The organism is Campylobacter sp. IFREMER_LSEM_CL1085 (assembly GCF_025772235.1).
Classification (GTDB): domain Bacteria; phylum Campylobacterota; class Campylobacteria; order Campylobacterales; family Campylobacteraceae; genus Campylobacter_D; species Campylobacter_D lari_D.
Map to the genome: position 1 here is coordinate 15,775 of NZ_JAKMRU010000018.1, position 20,002 is coordinate 35,776.

A 20,002-nucleotide genomic window follows, 5' to 3' on the forward strand; every position below is an offset into this window, starting at 1 on the left:
AAAACAAAATGAGAGAAGTTATATCAACAGGTAATGTTTTAGTAGCCAAAGCTGCGATTGATTGTGGCTGTAAATTTTTTGGTGGTTATCCAATTACCCCAAGTTCTGAAATAGCACATGAACTAAGCCATATGTTACCAAAAAATGATGGTACTTTTATACAGATGGAAGATGAAATTTCGGGTATTAGCGTGGCCTTAGGTGCTTCTATGAGTGGAGTAAAATCCATGACAGCAAGCAGCGGGCCGGGAATTTCTTTAAAAGCTGAACAAATTGGTTTGGGTTTTATAGCTGAAATTCCACTAGTAATTGTAAATGTTATGAGAGGTGGTCCTTCAACCGGTCTTCCAACAAGGGTTGCGCAAGGTGATTTATTTCAAGCAAAAGCTCCAACACATGGAGATTATGCAAGTATAGCTTTAGCTCCTGCTTCATTGGAAGAAGCTTACACTGAAACTATTAGAGCTTTTAATCTAGCTGAAAAATACATGACTCCAGTATTTTTGCTTTTAGATGAAACTATAGGACATATGAATGGTAAGGCAAAATTACCTGATTTGGAAGAATTAGAAATTATTAATCGTAAAAAATTTACGGGAGATAAAAAAGATTACAAACCTTATGCAGCAGGTAAAAATGAAGCTGCCATACTAAATCCTTTCTTTGAAGGTTATCGTTATCATATCACAGGACTTCACCATGGTGATATAGGCTTTCCAACAGAAGATGGAGCGATAGTAGATAAAAATATGAAAAGATTGTTTGGTAAGATTAAAAATAATACCGATGAAATTTGCACTTATGAAGAGTTTATGTGTGATGATGCGCAGTTTTTAATCATTGCTTATGGAAGCGTTGCAAGATCTGCTAAAGAAGCTATCTTAAGACTTAGAGAAGAGGGTTTAAAAGTAGGGCTTTTTAGACCTATTACGCTTTATCCAGTAGCTGAGAAAAAAATAGCTCAAGTGGTATCTAAATTTGAAAAAGTTATGGTAAGTGAGCTTAATATGGGGCAATATTTAGAAGAAATTCAAAGAGTAAGCAAAAGAGATGATTTTATTAGCTTGCACCGTGCAAATGGTCGCCCTATAACCCCAAGTGAAATTATTGCTAAAGTAAAGGAGAATATATAAAATGGCTTTTAATTACGATGAATATTTAAGAGTAGATAAACTTCCAACACAATGGTGCTGGGGTTGTGGGGATGGTGTTGTTTTAAAAGCTATTATTAGAGCTATTCAAAAACTTGGCTGGAATATGGATGATGTTTGTTTAGTTTCTGGTATAGGTTGTAGTGGTAGAATGAGTTCTTATGTAAATTGCAATACAGTCCATACCACTCATGGTCGAGCTATTGCTTATGCAACAGGGATTAAACTAGCAAACCCTAAAAAACATGTAATCGTAGTAAGCGGAGATGGCGATACTTTAGCAATTGGTGGAAATCATACCATCCATGGATGTAGAAGAAATATAGATTTAACTCATATTTTAATCAATAATTTTATTTATGGTCTTACAAATTCACAAACTTCACCAACTACCCCACAAGGCTTTTACACTGTTACAGCTCAAGCAGGTAATATAGACCCAAATTTTGATGCTTGTGAGCTTACTAAAGCCGCTGGGGCTTCTTTTGTAGCAAGAACAAATGTTATAGAGGCAAATAAGCTTGAAAATATCATTTTTAAAGCTTTATCTCACAAAGGTTATAGTTTTGTAGATGTATTTTCAAACTGCCATATTAACCTAGGTAGAAAAAACAAAATGGGCGAAGCTGTAAGCATGCTTGATTGGATTAAAAATCGTTGTGTTGAAAAATCTAAATTTGAACAATTAGACTATGAACAAAGAGCGGATAAATTCCCTACAGGAATTTTACACCAAGATGAAAGTAAAACAGAATATTGTGAAGCTTATGAGGAAGTTAGAAGAGCCTTGAAAGAAAAAAGAATGGTTGATTTGGGAGTATTAAAATGAAATATCAATTAAGATTTTGTGGTGAAGGTGGACAAGGGGTTATTACTGCAGGTGAAATTCTAGCTAAAGCTGCCATTAAAGAAGGACGTAATGCTTTTAAAGCTTCTACTTATACTTCTCAAGTTAGAGGTGGACCAACTAAGGTTGATATTATCGTTGATGAAAATGAAATCTTTTTTCCTTATGCAGTGGAAGGTGAAGTTAGTTTTATGCTTTCAACTGCTGATAAAGGTTATCATAGTTTTAAAGACGGTGTTTGTGATGGTGGTGTTATAGTTATAGAGCCAAATTTAGTCCATCCAAGTAAAGAAGATTATGCAAGATGGAAAATTTTTGAAATTCCTATTATTACTATAGCTAAAGAAGAAGTAGGGAATGTAGCTACTCAATCAGTCGTTGCTTTAGCTATAGCTGCTTATATGAGTAAATGTATTGATATTGATGCATTAAAACAAACTATGCTTGATATGGTACCTGCAAAAACTAAAGAAGCAAATGCCAAAGCTTTTGATTTAGGTATAGAATACGCTAAAAAAGCACAAGTGGTTTCTTGATTTTCAAGAAACTCTTTCTTGTAAAATAATATTTATTAAATTATCGTTATAATATTTTCCATTTTAAGCAAAAAGGTAAAATAATGAAAGAGCTAAATGGCTCGCAAATGATTTGTGAAGCATTAAAAGAAGAAAATGTTAAAGTAGTTTTTGGTTATCCTGGTGGTGCGGCTTTAAATATTTATGATGAAATTTACAAACAAACTCATTTTAAACACATTTTAGTCAGACACGAGCAAGCGGCCTTACATAGCGCTGATGCTTATGCTAGAATGAGTGGTAAAGTTGGTGTGGCAGTAGTTACAAGTGGACCTGGTTTTACTAATACAGTTACAGGTTTAGCTACCGCTTATAGTGATTCTATACCTTTGGTTTTAATTTCAGCTCAAGTTGCAAATTCTTTAATAGGAACAGATGCTTTTCAAGAAATCGATGCTATAGGTATTTCAAGACCTTGTGTAAAGCATAATTATTTAGTAAAAAATATCGAAGAATTACCTAAAATTTTAAAAGAAGCTTTTTATATTGCTACAACAGGTAGAAAAGGGCCTGTGCATATTGATATACCTAAAGATGTTACTGCTGCTATGGGTATATGGCATTATCCTAAAGAAATTTCTATGAAAACTTACAAGCCAACCTATAAAGGAAATATCAAGCAAATTAAAAAATTAGTAAGTTTGATTAAAAATGCTCAAAAACCTTTATTTTACCTAGGTGGAGGTTGCATAGCTTCTAATGCTAGTGACGAATTAAGAGACTTGATTCATTTTTGCCAAATTCCTGCAGTTGAAACTTTGATGGCTCTAGGGATTTTAAGAAGTGATGATGAGCTTAATTTAAAAATGGCAGGTATGCATGGAAGTTATTGTGCAAATATCGCTTTAAGTGAGTGTGATTTACTTATTGCTGTGGGTGCTAGGTTTGATGATAGGATTACTGGTAAAACAAGTGAGTTTGCTAAGGGTGCAAAAATCGTTCATATTGATATAGATCCAAGCTCTATTTCTAAAATCATCGAAGCGCATTTTCCTATAGTTGGGGATATTAAAAGTGTTATTTTAGATACCTTAGAAGAATTAAAAAAAGAAAGTTTTGACAACACAAAATACCAAGAATGGTTTAAAACTTTACAAAACTATCAACAATTATATCCTTTAATCTATGAAGATAATGATGAGGTTTTAAAACCTCAATGGGTTATAGAAGAATGCGCTAGATTAGCTCCTGATGCAAGGATAATTACTGATGTGGGACAGCATCAAATGTGGGTAGCGCAATTTTATCCTTTTAATTATGCAAGACAACTTGCAACAAGCGGTGGGCAAGGAACTATGGGGTATTCTTTACCGGCTGCACTTGGGGCTAAATTAGCTGTCGGTGAAGAAGTTGTAATAAATTTTGTAGGCGATGGTTCTTTTTTAATGAATATACAAGAGCTAATGACAGCAAGTGCTTATGGAATTAAAGTGATTAATATCATTTTAAATAATTCTTTTTTAGGTATGGTAAGACAATGGCAAAGTATGTTTTATAAAGAAAGATTTTCTAATACAGATCTAACAAGTCAACCTGATTTTGTTACTATTGCTAAAGGTTTTCATTGTGAGGGTTATAATGTTTTTAATAAAGAAGAATTTCAAAAAGCTTTTAAAGCAGCCTTAGAATCTAAAAAAACTTGTGTTTTAAATGTAGCTATAGATCGTTATGAAGATGTATTACCTATGGTACCTGCGGGTGGAGCTATTTATAATATGATTTTACCTAGCTATAAAAACAAGGATAAAAAATGAAAAGAAGAGTAATTTCTGTCATTGTATTAAATGAGCATGGGGTATTATCACGCGTTGTCGGGCTTTTTTCAGGACGCGGTTATAATATAGAATCTCTTACGGTTGCTCCACTTGATGATAAAGAATTCTCAAGGATAAATATCGTTACTTTAGGCGATGAAAAAGTTTTTGAGCAAATCATAAAGCAACTTCATAAACTCATACCTACTTATAAGGTAATTGATTCTAGTGATTTTATAGAAAAAGAAACAGCTTTGGTAAAGATTGCTTTAAATGAAAATTTTGCAGGCTTAGATGCTATATTAAAAGCTTATAATGGCAGTGTAACTTATAGTGATGATGAGTTTATTATTGTAATGGCAAGTGATGATGCAAAAAATATTGATAACTTTTTAAAAACTATGAAAAAGTATAATCCTATTAGTGTAGTTAGAAGTGGTTCTATTTTAATGGAGGTAAAATGAAAATTAGTGAAATTGCTAAATTTTTAGGCATAGAATATTACGGAGATGATATAGAAATTACAGCTTTAAATTCATTAAATAATGCAAGTTTTACTGAACTTAGTTATTGCGATGGAGAAAAAAACTCTAAAAAAATTGCAAGCAGTGGAGCTGGGGCTATATTAGTCTCAAAAGAATTTGAAAATTTAGTTTCAAAAGATTGTGTTAAATTAGTTGTTGATAATCCACATTTATCTTTTGCGCTTTTAAGTAAGCTTTTTGCTAAATCTTTAATTTCTAGTGAAAAGAAAAATTCTAAAATCGCTAAAAGTGCCAAGATTATGCCAAATGTTTATATTGGAGAAAATGTCCAAATAGCTGATCATGTAGTGATAATGGCAGGAGCTTATATAGGCGATAATGTAAGTATAGGTGAATATACTACAATCCATCCAAATGTTGTGATTTATAATGACACTAAAATAGGTAAAAAATGCCATTTGCTAGCAAATTGTGTTATAGGTAGTGATGGTTTTGGCTATGCGCATACAAAAAATGGCGAGCATTATAAGATTTATCACAATGGGAATGTTATTTTAGAAGATTTTGTGGAAGTTGGAGCTTGCACGACTATTGATAGAGCGGTTTTTGAAAGCACTATCATAAAGCAAGGTACAAAGATTGATAATCTTGTTCAAGTAGGACATAATTGTGAAGTAGGGGAGAATTGTCTTATAGTAGCTCAAAGTGGAATTTCAGGCTCAAGTATTTTAGGTAAAAATGTTACCATGGGTGGGCAAAGTGCTACAAGTGGGCATTTGGAAATAGGGGATTTTGCCACCATAGCCGCAAGAGGTGGGGTCACTAAAAATTTAGAAGGTGCTAGGGTTTATGGTGGTTTTCCTATCATGCTTCAAAAAGATTGGTTGAAATTTCAAGCAAAAATTATCACAGCTTTTAGGGATAAACATGAGTAAAAAAATATTTAAAACTATAGAATTACATGGCAGCAAAAGTGGAGAAATAAGCCTTTGTAATCTTTCTAATCCTTATGGTATAGGAAGCAATGATGTCTTAAGTATAGGTGTGGCTTTAAAAAAGGAAAATGGAATAGATTGGAAAATTCATATTCCATATGAAAATTTAAAAGATCTTATCCATGCACTTCAAGAAATAGAAAAAAGCAAAGCCTAGTTTAAAAACTAGGCGTATTTAAATCCCTTTTTCTTCCTGCGCTAATAATTAAAATAAAATTAAGTACAATCAAAACATACACAAAAGTTGGTATAGGAAAAGCGTCACCATTTGCATAAGAATGGAGCCCAGAAAGATAAAAATTCACTCCAAAATAAGTCATTAATATGCTATAAAAGGCTAAAACACTAGCACTTGCAAAAACAAAAATAAAATAAGTTTTAAAAATAAATCTTAAGTGCAATACTATAGTATAAACTATAATAGAAATCAAAGCCCAAGTTTCTTTTGGATCCCAACCCCAATATCTTCCCCAGCTTTCATTAGCCCAAACTCCGCCTAAAAAATTTCCTATTGTAAGCATTGCAAGTCCTATTATCATAGACATTTCATTAACGCAGTGTAATTTAATGATGTTTAAATCTATATTTTTATTTTTACCCCTTAAAGCAAAAAGAATTAAACTCAAAATCCCTATAATAAAACAAAGTGCTAAAAATCCATAACTTGCTGTTATAATAGAAACATGAATATTAAGCCAATATGATTTTAAAACAGGTACTAAATTTCCAATTTGAGGATCCATAAAGCCAAGATGAGCTACAAAAAGCGAAATGCCTGCTAAAAAACTCGCACCACATAAAGCCAAGAGTGATTTTTTAAAAAATATCACAGCACTTATCGCACAAGCAAAAGCTATGTAAATCATGCTTTCATAAGCATTACTCCAAGGAGCATGCCCACCTACATACCAACGAATGATTAAAGCTAGTGCATGTATGATTACACATATACTTAAAATGATGTAAAAAAATCTATATACAAAGGCAGATAAAGAAATATTTTTTAATATAATATAAAAACTTAAAAAGAAAAACACTAACGCAAAGCTAATATAAACAAAAGTTAGATTATCAAAGATATTATAATGATTAAGCAGTATTTCAAGATTTAATCTTTCTTTTGGTGGTAAAACACTGCTTCCATAATGATTTTGAAAGTCTTTTAAGGATTGCAAAATTTCATTTGCATCTTGCCATTGATTATTTTCAACACCATTGCGAACTTGTAAAAAATAGCTAACTAAAAGCATTTGTAAACGCTCTACATCTTCTTTTGCAAAAGGTAAAATTTGCACCGGAGAATACCACTTTAAACTTTGCTCATTAATATCAGGAAAAATAGTTAAAGCTTGACCACTATAAATATAATATGCATGATTTATTTTTTCATCTAAGGCTAGTAAATCTTTATCGAAGTTAGTTCTTAGTGAGGGCTTTTTGCGGTTAGCTTCCTCAACATAATTACTAAGTTTATATACCCCATTATCAAACACATCATCAAATGCTATGTATTTTTCATTTATATCTGTGCCTATTAATTCTCTTAGTTTGCTTGTTTTGGTAGCTATCATTTTGATTTTTCTAAATTCTTTAGGATAAATCATCATTGCTAGAAAAATTTGATCATAGTGAAGATTTAAAAAATTTTCTTTTTGAGTGATTTTATAAATAAATTCCATTGCCAAAGTATCTAAAGGTTTGATTCTACCATTATGATCTTGCACAAGTAATCTTGCAAAATTTAAAGAATGTTCATAGGAATTCTTTTGCAAATTCGAGATTAAATTTAAAATTTCATTTTTATCTTCTTGTGCAAAAAGTGGAGTTTGTAAATTTGCAAAAAGCAAAATAAACAATACAAAACTTTGACCTTTTTTTAAATAAATGCTTAAACGATGAAATCTTGAGTTTTTATCAAATAAAACCCATAAAAATCCCAAAATCAATAAAGTATAACCTATATAAGTAGGGATTTTACCAGGATCTTTATTGACTGAAAGTATAGTGCCTTGCTCATCTTGATCATAAGAACTTTGAAAAAATCTATACCCGCCATAATCAAGAACATTATTCATAAAAATATCATAATCTAGATTAATATTATTTTGCTTATCTATGATTTGAATTTTTGAAGTATAAGAAGATGGACTCATAGAGCCTAAATAACGCTCTAGTATAAAATCTTTTAAGTGTAATGCAAAAGGAAGCTTAATTTCTCTTGGTCCCCAATTGATAGTAAAATTTTTTCCCTGTAAGTTAAAATGCACTGCTTGTTTGTTTGTAAAATTTGGATTTAAGATTATTTGTGTATTTGCTTTTTGATAATTAATATTTAATTTTAAGCTAGCAGGTGTGATAGAGTCTTTTTGTGGAGTGTATTTGATAGAGCTTATGATTAATTTTTCGCCATTTAAGTCAATAGTTTTTTTAAAATGCTTTTGAGTTAGCGGGGTAAAGCTAATAGGAAATTCAAAACTGGCATTAGTATCAAAATCAGTAATTTTTATAAATTCTTCTCTAGTAACTATGGTACTCGAGCTTTGATTTTCTCTTATATGCATTCCACCTTCTAAGCCAAAATATCTAGTAAGTCCAGCACCGATTAAAATCACTATAAAAGATAAATGTAAAAGCAAGATAGAGTATTTTTTCTTTTGAAAAAGCTTGTTGTAAAATATCACTCCGATTAAATTTAAACCTAGTAATAAATGCAACATATCAAACCAAGCATTATTATAAATTAAAGCTTTAGCTGCACTAATACCAAAATCATTTTCTATAAAGGTTGCCACAGCACAAGCTATGGCATATATACTCATTAGTAAAAAACTCATTGCAAAAGAAAAAAAATACTGCATTTTTAACCTTTAAATATTATTTTCTTTATAAAAATGTATGAGTTTTTGTGCTATGGTTGCTTCGTCTAAATTTTGATTTTCTTTTTGATTTAAAAACTCCATTGTAGCGCTTAGTCTTTTTGCGCTAATAAAACCAGGATAATTTAGCAAAGTTTGGCTGTTTTTGTTTAAAATTACAATAGTAGGGGTGGCTACTATATCATAAATACTAGAAAGTTCAGCTGTACTTAAGTCACTTTTATGGTTTTTATAAAATGTATGAATTTTTTTATAGCTTATATTTATATAATATGAGCTGTATTTGTCTTTTATAAGTTCTTGTATTTTTTTATCATTTTTAATTTCTTCTTTTAATTTATCACAATATAAGCAGTGATTTGCGCTAAAAATGATTAAAATGTTTTTATCATCACTTTTTATATTTGTATTATCTTTAAATAAATAGGCTATTTCTTCATAAGATTTTTTATCTAAATCATTTGCTTTTTGTAAATTTTCTTTAGAAAATTGTGTACCGCTTGAGATTAAATTAGAATCAAGTTTTTCTTCATTAGAACAAGCTATAAAAAAAATACTTAAAAAACTAAGTGAGAGTATTGTTTTAAACATTTAAAATCCTTGAAAAAATTAGAAAAAGTCCTTATTCGCTATTATAGCGAATAAGGTTATAAGATAGTGTTAAAGAAAGTATAAAGCATTAAAAATAAAAATACTAAGCCAGTGATTAGCATTGCAAATCCTGCAAGTTTAGCTAGCCATTGATATGCTTTGAAGTTACTTTTATTTTCATATAAAGTGCTTAATTTTCCACTTTCTTTTAAGCGTTTATACCATACGCTTCTTTCTTGTTTAATCTCTTCTTCACTAATACTTCCTGAAAAAATCACCATATCCATAGGGAAGCGATCTGCTCTAAAATGCGTATTAAAGAAGTGAATTGCAAAAATAAATCCTGTAGCAAGTAAAGCTTCATCAGAGTGAAGTAGGGTTGCTAAGTTGATTGCTTCACCTGGTAAAAATTTACCAAAGAAAGCAGGAAACCATAAAATAAGCCCTGAAATACCAATGATAAACATACCCCAAAATACTGCTAGATAGTCAAATTTTTCCCAATAAGTCCAGCGGTCAAATTGCGGTCTTGGTCCAAAACCAAAGAACCATTTAAAATGATCTTTCATATCTTTAAAATCTTGCCAATTTGGCATTAAAGAATCAGGTCCAAAAGTAGCTTTTAAAACTTTCATAAAGCTTATTTTGCCAGTTATTGGATCCCTTGCTACATCACGGCGTTTCCAATTTACGATGATGATTTCTCCAATGTGAGAGAAAAATACTGCAAACATTACTATGGCTGAAATATGATGTATGGTTGCAGCGTTAATGATATCTCCACCCATTAAATCAATCATAGGTTTAGCCCATGCTGAATCATAGAATTTTTGCGGTAAGCCTGAGAATGCAAGACCCAAAAAGCTAGCCGCCATAAAAAAATGCTGAATTCTATGGAAAGTGCTAAATCTTCTTACTCTTACTTTATCTTCATGTGCTGCTTTTCTTGCTTCTTTCCATTCTTTAGGATATTTTATACACATAGCAATTAAACGCAAGCACCAAAGTATAGTATGGGCTCCAAAGAAAACAAATACAGAGATGACCAAAATAGTCATGAATATATAAGCACCATGTAATCCAGGATATTTTTCGCCATCACTATGATCAGCATGTGCCATCCAATTTGCGAAATTTTCATTTGCATTTGGGTGGCATGATTTACAAGTTTGAACACGGTTAATTGGCGAGAGAGTTGAGCTTCTTTCGCTTGATTTTAAAATATTATGTTTTCCATGACAATCAGAACAAGTAGCAACACTTGGAGTTTCACCTGGAGTGCTTAAAAACATACCTTTACCATGAAAAGTCATATGAAAAGTTGCACTTTTTTGTTTATGACATTGTGCGCATTTTTGATCGACTAATTGTTTTTGTGAATAAATTCCTGAATGTTTTGGGGTAATATGAATAGAGTGACAAGTTGCACAAGATGGTTTTTCTTTTTTCTTTTGCATATCTTGAGCGGGTAAGAACTTTTCTACTCCATGAGCGCTTTTTGCTAAAGCATTGCTTGCTTTTTCATGACAAGTTGCACATTTTTGATTGATTAAGTTTTTATTTGCTGCAATATCAGCTCTAATGCCTTTATCTTTTTGAGCATGACAATCACGACAAGATGGGGTATTGCTAAATTTAAATCTTGAGTGGATAGTGTCTTTAAATTCGATAATTTCTTTAGCTTTTTCCCATTTAACTGTGTCTATTTTTTCAACTTTTCTACCTGAAGTTACCCATGATTCTATACCATCAAGCATTACAACAGAGTTTTTATAGCCAAGTTCTATAGCAACTGCAGCAGCTTGAGAAGCTTCAAATCTAAAACGATTTAAACCATAAAATACTAAATTTGCATTTTTATCATTAGGTAGTAAATTTTGCCAATTTTCCACATAGGTTGATATGGAATTAGGTATATAGCCATTAGCTTGTCTATCTTGCTCTGAATTGACATCAAAAAAATAAGTATTATTTTGATCTAGCATTTCTTGAGCTTGTGCTAAGCTAATGCTTTTTACACCTTCTATTGAGCCTATTTCTCCATTAGCCTCAGCAAAAATAAATCCTGATGGCATAAAAAGAGTAAAAAGCACAATAAAAAGTCGAGTAATTAAATTTTTCAAGACTAGCTCCTTATTTTAAGGAAGAATTTTTCATTCTCCCTTTGTTTTTATTTGCCATTTAGGATATTTTGTGCTTCTTGGATATAAATTAAAGCTTCTTCTATGATTTTCTTAGAATAAGCAGGTCCATGAACACCCCAAGAACCATCTTTTTCTAGTCTATCAGCTATGGCTTGAGCTTGATTAGTTAGGCTTAATACTTTTGATTTTTGCTCTATTGAAAGTTTATTTTTTTCAGCAAAAGTTTTATCAATATTTGCTATGCCTTTTCTAATTTTCTCATATCCTTCTTTAACGGGGTTTTGCCACTGCATTACTTTATCATAAATCATTTCTTGATTGCTAAAGTGAAGTTTTTCAGGTAAGGTTGATTGCACAGGACTATGACAACCACTTGCACCAGGACCCATTAGATTAATATCACTAAAACTAGTTCTACCACAACTCCACATTAAATCAAGGAAAAATCTACCTTCATCATCTCTAGCTATGGTCCAGCCACCAACTTTAGGTGATCTTTCTTTGCCTTCTGGTGGGTTAAGTGTTTTTGCGGTTTTATCTACTTTGATATTCCAAATATGTGAAGCTCTAACATTATCAAACCCACCTTTATCAGGGTTTTGAACAGCTCCAAAGTTTTCACAACTCATCATATTTGGCATGTGACAAGCTGTACAGCTGTCTTTTGCGTGAATTCCGCCTTTTTTGAAAAAGCTTGCTTGGGTTTCATGACAATCTTTGCAAGTTTTTTTAAGTTTTGTTTTAGTATAACCACTTTTCCAATCATTAAAAGTTACTTCATGTGGATCATGACAAGTATTACATCTCATACCCTTATCATAGTGTGCTGAAGAATACATTTGAGCACCTTCTGTTCCACACGCAGGACAACTTGATTTAAAATACGCATTGAAAGGTTTTCTAGGATTGATTTTAGCATCGGTTTCATTATATGAAAATCTTTGATGACATCTTTCACAATTTGATGGCATACCCGCACCTCTTGCTCCATAAAGATGTGCTCCAGCCCCATGGCATTCCTCGCAAGTAATACCTTTTGAGATGGTATGTTTTTGAAGTTCTTTTGGATTACCTAGTGCTTTGTAAAATTCTTCCTTGCTTTTAAAGTCAAATTTAAAAGTATGACAGGTTTCACAATACGCAGTAGCAGGTTGGAAAACTGCTTTTTCTTTATAAGTTGCAGCATAAGAGTTTGTTCCCCATACTTGAGAGCCATTTCCTCCAAAATCTTCCATTTTAGTAGGAAAACCAGGTGCAAAAGCAGCTATTTTTTGTGCCATTTCAGGAGTTAAAAACTCACTCCAAAGTCTTGAGAATTGATTACCTCCGGCGGTTAATTTACCACTTAAATCACTCAAATTTCCATCTTCAACATGGTAAGTTCCGCGCACAAGCCATCTATCTATAAAACCATATTTTGTTCTTGGTGTTCCAATGAGAGCATAAACATCATTTGGATAAATTCCATCGGGTAAAATAGTAGCTTGAGAATTATACATAGGTTTTTTCAAACCTTCAGCTCCACCAACTTCTTCCATTTCATGTGGAAAACGCACGGTTTTTGCATGACGAGAGCGCTCCCAAGAAGCATATTGAGCAGGATGACATTCGCCACATTTTTTTGGACCCACAAATTTGTTTGGAAAATCCAAAAAAGATTCATAAGGCAAACGATAGGTAATAGAGGCTTGTTTTAAATCATGCTCGGCAGCAAATTTAGCTCCATTTTGATTTACAACCCAATTTTCAGTTCTATCACTATGGGTAAATTTACCCACTAAACGCCCTTCTTTTTCATATTTAAAAATAGGGTGATTTTTATAAAGATAATCAAAAAATGCATCTTCTTGAGCCACATAACCATCAAGGGTTCTAGGCTCTGAAGAAGCAAAAGCTTGTGTAGTCAAACTAATGCCCAATGCTAAACAAGCATAAGTGGCGACTTTAGCTAGTTTATGTTTCATAACTTCCCTTTCATGTAGTTTTGTTAAAAGATAAAAACACTCTTATTTATTATATATTAACTTTTAAAACATAATTTTGACTATTTTTTAATAAAAATTAACTTAAAAATATAATTTATTAACTTTTTATTAATTTAAATAATAAAAATTATCATATAGAAAAAGAAGTTATTTGCTAAATATTAAATTCTACTAATAGTCCCTACTACCTTACCTACAATTAAAAAGTCTCCATTTTGATAATGAACATCCGCATAACTTAGGTTAAAAGAGTGTAAATAAACTCCACCTTTATTGCTTTTAAAAATTTGTTTGATAAATAAACCATCTCTGGTATTTACCGCAAAAACTCCACCTTCTTTAAAGCTTTTGCTTTTATCTACTAAACATAAAGAATCATCTTTGATTTCAGGCTCCATGCTATCGCCTATACATGGGATGATATCACAATCTTTAGAGCCAAAAAAATCACTTAGCTTTTCATCTATAATCACTTCTGAAAAACTTACATTATCATTTAAAGCTCCACCTCCCATAGAAGCATTAACATCATAATATTTTAAAACATTATAGTTTAGATCATGCGTTAGAGTATTACTCTCAAGGGAATCTTCATAAAAAAACGCATTGATATTAATATTTCTCTCATTTAAAAAATGAAGTATTTGTTTATAAGGTATGGAATTTCTAAATTTCATACTATAAAAGGTATCTGGATTGATATTTAGCATCTTAGCTACATCAGAATCTTTGGCGTTTTTTATTCCTTCTTTTTGGAGTATAAATTTTAATTTATCAGTAATTTCATTCATTTGCATAAAAATCCTTTTAAATAAAAAGTATTTTAGCAAATTTACTTTTATTTTGCAAGAATTCTTTTAAATTAAAAGATATTTAGCTTCCAAATTTATGGAAGCTAAAAATTATTTATTAGTCAGACTTTTGATGTATTGATCTACCATGTATAAGCCATTACCATTATCGCTTATGAGTTTGATTTTATCTACTATACCTCTAAAAAGCGCTTCCTCTTCGTGTTGTTCGCTTACATACCATTGTAGAAAATTAAAAGTAGAATAATCTTTACTTGAAAGCATAAAATCTACAAGATTATTAATAGAAGCAGTGATACTTTGCTCATGCTCAAAAGTTTTTTCAAATACATCAAGCAATGATTTAAAATCACTATCAGGTTTTTTAACTTCTTTTAATTCTACTTTAGAATCAGTTTCATTCAAATAAGTGATGAGTTTTCTAGCATGATCACTTTCTTCTCTTGCATGCTCGAACAAAAACGCCCCTGCACCATCAAAACTATGCTCATAGCACCATGAACTCATACTCAAATACAAATTTGCTGCATACATTTCTTTATTAATTTGCTCATTTAATAAAGCCACTACTTCTTTTGAAAGCATTTTTTCTCCTTTTTTAAATAATGATTTTATAATGATATATTTTAAAGTTTAATTTATACTAAATTCATATTTTATGTATAATTACATTAAAAAATAAAGAGTAAAAAATGCAAACAAGTACTTTTAAAGTTGATAAAGCTATAACAAGCAAAAATGAAGATTTATTTAGTAGAAGAGAAAATGCTACTACACTAGCGAAAATTATAAAAAGTTATCAAGATGAAGATAGTATTTCTATAGGTATTATAGGGGATTGGGGTGGTGGAAAAACTTCTTTTATAAATATGGTTTTAGAAGATTTTAATGATGATAAAAAATTCATTATAATAAATTTTAACCCTTGGAATATTTCCACTAGAAAACAGCTCATTAGTGATTTTTTTACAAAACTTTCTATTGAAATTGGAAGAAAAAATACTTCTAAGCGGTATAAAAAATTGAGCAATGGTTTAAAAGTTTTATCTTATGCATTTAAACCATTTAAATTTATACCTGGATTAGATATTGCTTCTGAAATAAGTGATAATATTAGCAATGCTCTTCAGGAAATAGCTGAGATGACAGAAAAAAATTTAGATACCACCAAAGAAGAAATCAATAATGCAATTAAAAAAATAGATAAAAAAATTATTATAGTTATAGATGATCTTGATAGATTAGCCGATACAGATATACAAGAAATTTTTCAACTTGTTAGATCTATAGCAGATTTTAAAAACACCATGTATATTCTTGCTTATGATAATGAAATAGTCACTAAAGCCTTAGATAAAATCCAAAAAGATAAAGGTGAAAGATATATAGAAAAAATAGTGCAAGTTCCTATAGTGCTACCTAAATTAAATAAAGCTGATTTAACAGCAATTTTTATGCAAAAAATTGAACAATTTAGCTTTGTTTATGAAAAAATCGATAAAAATGAATTTATAGAGAACTTAAATACAAATCATTTTGCAGGTGCTTTTGAAAATATAAGAGATATCAATAGATACTTAAATGTTTTAAAATTTGAAATGAGTGTTATAAAACAAGAGTTATATTTGTATGATTTTGCTGTGATTACTTTGTTTAAGGTTTTTGAGCCAAAATTTTATGAGTTTATTTATAAACACTTTGAGATTTTTACTGGAGCTACCTCAGAAGGATATGGATATGAGGAGCAAAATCTAAGTGTTAAAAAAATGATTAAAGAACAAACAGAAAGTTTAAATAAGCTAAAGAAAGAAGTTATTAGAAAATTATTAATTTCTATATTTCCTAGAATAGAGTGGTTGTATAAAAGAGAATTTTATACTTCAAAAAATAAAGTAGAATATGCAAACAAAAATAGGATTGCTTCGCGGAAACATTTTCAAGATTATTTTGTGTTAAATTTTGCAGAAAATGTTATCAGAAAAGAAACAATAGATAAAATTATAAAGGCAAATTCACACCAAGAGTATGATGATATTTTTAATAAATATGGTTTAAAATCATCTGAAGTGTTAAATAAATTACCTTTAAAAATGAGTGTTTATGCCAAAGAGTTTAAAAGTAGTGAATTTATTTATTATCTTTGGAGTATTTTTGATGAAATTTATGGAGAAGCTCAGTTTTTTTACTTTGAAAAATGCAAAAGTTTCTTTGAGTTTTTTTCAAAATTTGCAGGTAAAGAAAATATAAATACCAAAGAATTACTTAATGCAAAATATCCACTAGATGCAAGAATGTTATTTATATATAGTTACAATTTTTCTATGAAACAAAAAGAGTATTTTTGTGAAAAAGAATTAAAAATACTATTAGATAAATTACTTCAAGAAGATGATGATAAAGTAAAAGAGAAAATAAAAGCACATATTTATATCCTCAAAATAAATGATTTTCATTACTTGAAAAACACTTTTAAAATTTTTGCACAAAATTTAAAAATATTTTTCTTGATTTTAGAAATTTTTATAGAAGAGGATGAAAATAATCAAAAATATATAAATCAGAATTTATGGCTTTGTGCTAATTATAAGGAACTAAAAACTATGATTGAAGAAACTTTTAAAAATCCTAGTGATGATCAAAAAGAAATAGTTGATTTTTATAAAGACAAGTTAAGTCATTATAAATCATTGGTTCAAAAATAATTGAAAAATAATATTCTTTTGTTTAAAATTGTAAGTTTATTTATTATCAAAGGTTAAAAATGCAAGAATGGTTAAAAGTAGATGAAGAAACTTTAAAAAACAAAGTGCGTGAGGCGTATTTTTCAAAATTTTCTGTAGTTGGTTCTAGTATTGATTTTATTGTCACACAAAAGCATAAAGACTTAGGCGAGATTAATTTATTTTGGGCTGAAGCTAAGCAAGGCATAAGTGATATTAAAAAATCATTTGTTCAACTCATTATGACTATAAAAAATGGAAGTTTTCATACCATGCAAACACCTGCTTTAATAGGTGCATTTGATGCTGAAAAAATCGCATTTTTACCTTATTATAAAATTCAAGAAATTTTTTATCAAAATGATAGGGTTTGGGGTGTAGCAGCTAGCAAACACACAAGTGAGCAGTTTTTAAAACTTTTAAAAGAATTAGATGAAATTTTAAACGAAGCTTTGATTTTTTACTATGAAAAAAATAATGAGGAATTAAAAAATTTCATAAAAGAAAATTTAACAAACGAAAATATAAGCAAATTTAAAATCGACAAAAACAACTTTGTAAGCATATATCATAAATGGAGCAAAAGCGTAAAAGAAAGCATAAGTATAGATTGGGATTTAGCCAAGAAAAACGGCATTATCGATGCGGACTTTTACCTAGCTGATTTACTTTCAAATGAAAATCAAACCATAGTAGAAAAGCTTTTTGCTATTTTAAATAAAGATCATTATGAATTTAATGCCAAAAAGACAGATCTAGGCTCTATCGCTACAGAAAAAACGGGCTTTAAAGACAATCAAAAAGCACATAAAGATTTTTGGACTATTTATGAGCGTCCGCCTTTAGAGGAATTTTGGGATTATATGATAGAGCGTAGGGATTTGCTTGTAGATCAAGACATTAGAGAAAGAAAGGGGGCGTTTTTTACTCCAAGAATTTGGGTGGATAAAGCTTGTGAGTATTTATCAAAGGCTTTAGGTAAAGACTATGAAGAGAAATACTATATATGGGACTGTGCTGGTGGGACAGGAAATTTACTAGCAAATTTCACAAATGCAAAAAATGTTTTTTGCTCTACCATAGATAAAGCAGATGTTGATGTGATACATGAGCGTATAAAAAATGGTGCAAATTTATTTGAAAATCATGTTTTTCAATTTGACTTTTTAAATGATGAATTTTTTGATAAAGCAGATGATAAAGGCAATGTTATTTATAAATCAAAACTACCTTCAAATTTACAAGAAATTTTAAAAGATGAAAACAAACGCAAAAAACTCATCATTTTTATAAATCCACCTTATGCAGAAGCAGGGACTACATCAGCTATGTCAGGAAGTGGAAAGCATAAAAAAGGTGTTAGCCTTGATAATTATGTTTATGAAAAATATAAAGATATTTTAAGCAGTGCTAGAAACGAACTTTTTGCACAATTTTATATAAGAATATATTGTGAGATCGATGGAGCTATACTAGCTACTTTTTCTACTTTAAAATATGTAAATAGTTCTAATTTTGTTAAATTTAGAGAAACTTTTAAGGCTAAATTTTTAAAAGGCTTTATAGCGCCTTCTTATACTTTTGATAATGTAAAAGGAAATTTTCCTATAGGATTTTTGATATGGGATATGAATCAAAAAGATGATCTTAAAAAGGTAAGGCTTGATGTGTTTAATGAAAATGGAAATTTTTTAGGTAAGAAAAATTTTTACAGCAATCATAATTTGCATATAGGAAAGTGGATATCTAAATTTAAAAATAAAAATATACCATTAAATTTAGGCATGATGAATACTGGAAGAATGGATTTTCAACATCAAAATCTTGTTTATATTATGCATGATACAAAAGATCTTGGGCATTCTATATTTTTAACTTACAATAATTTAATAGTTTGTGCTATATTTTTTTCAGTTCGCCATGCTATAAAAGCTACTTGGCTAAATGATAGAGATCAATTTTTATACCCAAACAAAACATATCAAAACGATAAAGAATTTCAAAGTGATTGTCTTGCTTTTATGCTTTTTCATGGACAAAATAAAATTAGCACAAAAGAAGGTGTAAATCACTTCATACCTTTTAGCGAGAAAGAATTAGGCATTACTCAAGAAGCATTTAAGAGTGATTTTATGTATAAATTTATAAATGGCAAGATAAAAAATGAAGATATTTTATTTGATGATGAGTTAGACAAGGTGGAATTTTCTAATGAAGCAAAAGAGCTTTTAAAAGCAGGTAAAGAACTTTTTAAGTATTATCACACGCATAAAGAAAAGGCAGGGTATTTGGTAAATGCTTCTTTGTATGATATAAAAGAATTTTTTCAAGGTAGAGATGAAAAAGGCAAGATGAATATGCCTAGCAAGGCAAAAGATGAGCATTATAAAATTTTACTTAGTGATTTGAATTTAGCTTTAGATATTTTGGCTAAAAAAATCGAACCAAAAATTTATGAATATGGCTTTTTGAGAGAGTGATTAGCCAATACTAAAAGAAAAAACACTGCCTTTTTTTGGGTTAGATTGAATTTTCAAAGAGCTTTTGTGTAAAGTGAGTATTTTTTTAACTAAAAACAATCCTAGTCCAAAAGAATTGTTTTGGCTAGTATTGATTTTATAAAATTTTTTTGTGATTAATTTTAAGTATTTTTCCTCTATGCCTATGCCTTGATCTTGTATAGTAAATTCTTGGTTTTTAACTTCAATAAAAATATCTTTTTGACTATATTTTAGTGCATTGCTAATGAGATTAATAATAACTTGCTCAATGAGAAAAGAATCTGCTTTTATGAAAGTTTGCTCTCCTTGAATTTTAATCCTGCCTTCATTAAAATTTTCAACAATATTTTTACTTAAAGCATATAAATCAAAATTTTCTTTATTTAAAGATGTGATATTTAAATTAAAAACAAAATTTAGTTTGTGTGTTAGTTGGTTGATTTTTACGCTTTGCTTGTGAATTTTTTCAAGCATAAATTTTCTCATAGTTTCATCATTATGTTCTTTTTCTAAAGATTGCAAACTTAAATTTATAACACTTAAAGGATTTTTTAACTCATGTGAAA

At 29.9% G+C, this 20,002-nt stretch carries 16 protein-coding genes; 9 read left to right on the forward strand and 7 right to left on the reverse strand.

Annotation, left to right across the window (positions count from 1 at the left end; translation table 11 throughout):
- Positions 1-8: 8 nt before the first annotated feature.
- From L8W56_RS07360 to L8W56_RS07390, 7 genes are all read left to right on the forward strand, one after another.
- Positions 9-1,133 carry a 2-oxoglutarate synthase subunit alpha gene (locus L8W56_RS07360; RefSeq protein WP_263659870.1) on the forward strand — a complete coding sequence of 375 codons (1,125 nt, stop codon included), beginning with the start codon at positions 9-11 and terminating at the stop codon, positions 1,131-1,133.
- Position 1,134: 1 nt separating this feature from the next.
- On the forward strand, positions 1,135-1,980 hold the full coding sequence (locus L8W56_RS07365) for a 2-oxoglutarate ferredoxin oxidoreductase subunit beta (protein WP_263659871.1): 846 nt from the start codon (positions 1,135-1,137) through the stop codon (positions 1,978-1,980).
- The gene (locus tag L8W56_RS07370) at positions 1,977-2,534 is read left to right on the forward strand and encodes a 2-oxoacid:acceptor oxidoreductase family protein (RefSeq protein ID WP_133318856.1); all 558 of its coding nucleotides are present in this window, start codon (positions 1,977-1,979) and stop codon (positions 2,532-2,534) included. Before L8W56_RS07365 ends, L8W56_RS07370 begins: the two co-directional genes overlap by 4 nt.
- Before the next feature lie 83 nt (positions 2,535-2,617).
- Positions 2,618-4,327, forward strand: a complete 1,710-nt coding sequence (locus L8W56_RS07375; RefSeq protein WP_263659872.1) for an acetolactate synthase large subunit — start codon at positions 2,618-2,620, stop codon at positions 4,325-4,327.
- Complete coding sequence (gene ilvN / locus L8W56_RS07380; protein ID WP_039626144.1) at positions 4,324-4,791, forward strand: acetolactate synthase small subunit; 468 nt, start codon at positions 4,324-4,326, stop codon at positions 4,789-4,791. The genes L8W56_RS07375 and ilvN overlap by 4 nt, the downstream gene beginning before the upstream one ends.
- Positions 4,788-5,747: a UDP-3-O-(3-hydroxymyristoyl)glucosamine N-acyltransferase gene (gene lpxD, locus L8W56_RS07385; protein WP_263659873.1), complete on the forward strand. Its 960-nt coding sequence runs from the start codon at positions 4,788-4,790 to the stop codon at positions 5,745-5,747. Before ilvN ends, lpxD begins: the two co-directional genes overlap by 4 nt.
- On the forward strand, positions 5,740-5,964 hold the full coding sequence (locus L8W56_RS07390) for a hypothetical protein (protein ID WP_263659874.1): 225 nt from the start codon (positions 5,740-5,742) through the stop codon (positions 5,962-5,964). The genes lpxD and L8W56_RS07390 overlap by 8 nt, the downstream gene beginning before the upstream one ends.
- A gap of 1 nt (position 5,965) precedes the next feature.
- On the opposite strand, the gene ccsA is transcribed toward L8W56_RS07390, so the two are convergent.
- The 6 genes from ccsA to ftnA form a co-directional block, all read right to left on the reverse strand.
- The gene (gene ccsA, locus L8W56_RS07395; protein WP_263659875.1) at positions 5,966-8,665 is read right to left on the reverse strand and encodes a cytochrome c biogenesis protein; all 2,700 of its coding nucleotides are present in this window, start codon (positions 8,663-8,665) and stop codon (positions 5,966-5,968) included.
- A 9-nt stretch (positions 8,666-8,674) separates the two neighbouring features.
- Positions 8,675-9,274: a SoxW family protein gene (locus L8W56_RS07400; protein WP_133318861.1), complete on the reverse strand. Its 600-nt coding sequence runs from the start codon at positions 9,272-9,274 to the stop codon at positions 8,675-8,677.
- Positions 9,275-9,330: 56 nt separating this feature from the next.
- Positions 9,331-11,349, reverse strand: coding sequence for a rhodanese-like domain-containing protein (locus L8W56_RS07405; protein ID WP_412175545.1), 2,019 nt, complete (start codon positions 11,347-11,349; stop codon positions 9,331-9,333).
- Positions 11,350-11,444: 95 nt separating this feature from the next.
- Positions 11,445-13,382, reverse strand: a complete 1,938-nt coding sequence (locus L8W56_RS07410) for a cytochrome c family protein (RefSeq protein ID WP_263659877.1) — start codon at positions 13,380-13,382, stop codon at positions 11,445-11,447.
- A gap of 182 nt (positions 13,383-13,564) precedes the next feature.
- A complete protein-coding gene (locus tag L8W56_RS07415) occupies positions 13,565-14,200 on the reverse strand; it encodes a helix-turn-helix transcriptional regulator (protein ID WP_220566402.1) in 636 nt (211 codons plus the stop codon).
- 105 nt (positions 14,201-14,305) lie between these two features.
- Positions 14,306-14,800 carry a non-heme ferritin gene (gene ftnA, locus L8W56_RS07420; RefSeq protein ID WP_220566403.1) on the reverse strand — a complete coding sequence of 165 codons (495 nt, stop codon included), beginning with the start codon at positions 14,798-14,800 and terminating at the stop codon, positions 14,306-14,308.
- A 107-nt stretch (positions 14,801-14,907) separates the two neighbouring features.
- Between ftnA and L8W56_RS08910 the strand changes: the two genes are divergently transcribed.
- Both L8W56_RS08910 and L8W56_RS07430 read left to right on the forward strand, forming a co-directional pair.
- Positions 14,908-16,917, forward strand: coding sequence for a KAP family NTPase (locus L8W56_RS08910; RefSeq protein WP_263659878.1), 2,010 nt, complete (start codon positions 14,908-14,910; stop codon positions 16,915-16,917).
- 59 nt (positions 16,918-16,976) lie between these two features.
- Positions 16,977-19,415 (forward strand): hypothetical protein, encoded by a 2,439-nt coding sequence (locus L8W56_RS07430; RefSeq protein WP_263659879.1) that lies wholly within the window; start codon positions 16,977-16,979, stop codon positions 19,413-19,415.
- Here the strand turns inward: L8W56_RS07430 and L8W56_RS07435 are convergent.
- The coding region (locus L8W56_RS07435) for a sensor histidine kinase (RefSeq protein ID WP_263659880.1) at positions 19,416-20,002 on the reverse strand (587 nt) is incomplete at its 5' end.

Excerpts from the sequence above, each read along its gene's own strand:
- L8W56_RS07360 (WP_263659870.1), top strand. The coding sequence starts at position 9 with ATGAGAGAAGTTATATCAACAGGTAATGTTTTAGTAGCCAAAGCTGCG.
- L8W56_RS07365 (WP_263659871.1), top strand. The coding sequence starts at position 1,135 with ATGGCTTTTAATTACGATGAATATTTAAGAGTAGATAAACTTCCAACA.
- L8W56_RS07370 (WP_133318856.1), top strand. The coding sequence starts at position 1,977 with ATGAAATATCAATTAAGATTTTGTGGTGAAGGTGGACAAGGGGTTATT.
- L8W56_RS07375 (WP_263659872.1), top strand. The coding sequence starts at position 2,618 with ATGAAAGAGCTAAATGGCTCGCAAATGATTTGTGAAGCATTAAAAGAA.
- ilvN (WP_039626144.1), top strand. The coding sequence starts at position 4,324 with ATGAAAAGAAGAGTAATTTCTGTCATTGTATTAAATGAGCATGGGGTA.
- lpxD (WP_263659873.1), top strand. The coding sequence starts at position 4,788 with ATGAAAATTAGTGAAATTGCTAAATTTTTAGGCATAGAATATTACGGA.
- L8W56_RS07390 (WP_263659874.1), top strand. The coding sequence starts at position 5,740 with ATGAGTAAAAAAATATTTAAAACTATAGAATTACATGGCAGCAAAAGT.
- ccsA (WP_263659875.1), bottom strand. The coding sequence starts at position 8,665 with ATGCAGTATTTTTTTTCTTTTGCAATGAGTTTTTTACTAATGAGTATA.
- L8W56_RS07400 (WP_133318861.1), bottom strand. The coding sequence starts at position 9,274 with ATGTTTAAAACAATACTCTCACTTAGTTTTTTAAGTATTTTTTTTATA.
- L8W56_RS07405 (WP_412175545.1), bottom strand. The coding sequence starts at position 11,349 with ATGCCATCAGGATTTATTTTTGCTGAGGCTAATGGAGAAATAGGCTCA.
- L8W56_RS07410 (WP_263659877.1), bottom strand. The coding sequence starts at position 13,382 with ATGAAACATAAACTAGCTAAAGTCGCCACTTATGCTTGTTTAGCATTG.
- L8W56_RS07415 (WP_220566402.1), bottom strand. The coding sequence starts at position 14,200 with ATGCAAATGAATGAAATTACTGATAAATTAAAATTTATACTCCAAAAA.
- ftnA (WP_220566403.1), bottom strand. The coding sequence starts at position 14,800 with ATGCTTTCAAAAGAAGTAGTGGCTTTATTAAATGAGCAAATTAATAAA.
- L8W56_RS08910 (WP_263659878.1), top strand. The coding sequence starts at position 14,908 with ATGCAAACAAGTACTTTTAAAGTTGATAAAGCTATAACAAGCAAAAAT.
- L8W56_RS07430 (WP_263659879.1), top strand. The coding sequence starts at position 16,977 with ATGCAAGAATGGTTAAAAGTAGATGAAGAAACTTTAAAAAACAAAGTG.